The 1,697-nt window shown below is 64.2% G+C and carries 1 protein-coding gene and 1 pseudogene; both read left to right on the forward strand.

What is annotated here, in order from left to right:
- Nucleotides 1-206, forward strand: a pseudogene (locus EN994_RS30145) (UDP-N-acetylglucosamine--N-acetylmuramyl-(pentapeptide) pyrophosphoryl-undecaprenol N-acetylglucosamine transferase); the annotation flags it as partial.
- Nucleotides 203-1,609 carry a UDP-N-acetylmuramate--L-alanine ligase gene (gene murC, locus EN994_RS30150; RefSeq protein ID WP_013530958.1) on the forward strand — a complete coding sequence of 469 codons (1,407 nt, stop codon included), beginning with the start codon at nucleotides 203-205 and terminating at the stop codon, nucleotides 1,607-1,609. The pseudogene EN994_RS30145 and the gene murC, both read left to right, overlap by 4 nt.
- The last annotated feature ends 88 nt before the right edge of the window (nucleotides 1,610-1,697 follow it).

Raw genomic sequence — 1,697 nt, forward strand, 5'->3', positions numbered from 1 at the left:
AAGTGCATCCGCAATCCTCGCTCTCGTCCGAACGCATCGCAGCGCTTGTCGGCGGGCTGATGGACGACCCCGATCGGCTGACGGCAATGGCGGCGGGTGCGAAATCGGCCGGCAGGCCGGACGCGGCACGGTTGCTCGCCGATCTTACAGAGGCTATTGCGTCCAAAAAAACCGTTTCGGATTTCAGGAAGGGGACGCAAGCATGAAGATGCCGCAGACCATCGGCCTTGTGCATTTCATCGGCATTGGCGGCATCGGCATGAGCGGCATTGCCGAAGTGCTGCACAATCTCGGCTACAAGGTGCAAGGGTCCGACCAGGCCGAAAGCGCCAATGTGCAGCGGCTGCGCGACAAGGGCATCGAATGCTTCGTCGGCCATAGGGCCGAGAATCTCGGCGATGCCGAGGTGGTGGTCGTCTCGACGGCGATCAAGAAATCCAACCCTGAGCTGAAGGCCGCGCGCGAAAAGCTGCTGCCGATCGTGCGCCGGGCCGAGATGCTGGCCGAACTGATGCGCTTTCGCCAGGCGGTGGCGATCGGCGGCACGCATGGCAAGACGACGACGACCTCGATGGTGGCGACCTTGCTCGATGCGGGCGGGCTCGATCCGACCGTGATCAATGGCGGCATCATCAATGCCTACGGCACCAACGCCCGCATGGGCGACGGCGAATGGATGGTGGTCGAGGCCGACGAGAGCGACGGCACCTTCCTGAAACTGCCGGCCGAGATCGCGGTCGTCACCAACATCGACCCCGAGCATCTTGACCACTATGGCAGCTTCGACAAGGTGCGCGAGGCGTTCCGCCAGTTTGTCGAGAACGTTCCGTTCTACGGTTTTGGCGTGATGTGCACCGATCACCCCGAAGTGCAGGCGCTGGTCAGCCGCATCGAGGACCGCCGGGTCATCACCTATGGCGAGAATGCGCAGGCCGACGTGCGCTTTACCAATCACCGCATGTCAGGTGCCATTTCGGAATTCGACGTGGTGATCCGCGACCGCAAGACCGGCGGCCAGACTGTCATAGCAGGCCTGCGCCTGCCGATGCCCGGCCGTCACAACGTCTCCAACGCGACGGCAGCAATCGCGGTCGCGCACGAACTCGGCCTGTCGGCCGAGGCGATCAAGAAGGGCCTGTCGTCCTTCGCCGGCGTCAAGCGCCGCTTCACCCATACCGGTTCGTGGGACGGCGTCGAAATATTCGACGATTACGGCCACCATCCGGTCGAGATCTCGGCGGTGCTGAAGGCGGCGCGCAGCGCCACCCAGGGTCGTGTCATCGCCATTGCCCAGCCGCATCGCTTCACCCGGCTGCATGATCTGTTCAACGAGTTTTCCACCTGCTTCAACGACGCCGACACAGTAATGGTGGCGCCGGTCTACGCCGCCGGCGAAGAGCCGATCGACGGCGTCAGCTCGGACGCGCTGGTGTCGCGCATCCGCGCCGGCGGTCATCGCGACGCGCGCTACATCGAGGGCCCGGCGGCGATTGCGCCCATCGTCCGTGATCTGGCCAAGCCGGGCGATTTCGTCGTCTTCCTTGGAGCCGGCAACATCACCCAATGGGCCTATGCGTTGCCCAAGGAGCTTGGCGGGACCGTCTCATGAGGCACGGCCAGGCCCTGATCGACAGACTTGGCGACCGGCTTGCCGGCCTGCGTGGCCGCCTGACGCCGAACGCCGAGATGGACAAGAT

The organism is Mesorhizobium sp. M7A.F.Ca.CA.002.09.1.1 (assembly GCF_003998555.1).
GTDB lineage: Bacteria > Pseudomonadota > Alphaproteobacteria > Rhizobiales > Rhizobiaceae > Mesorhizobium > Mesorhizobium ciceri.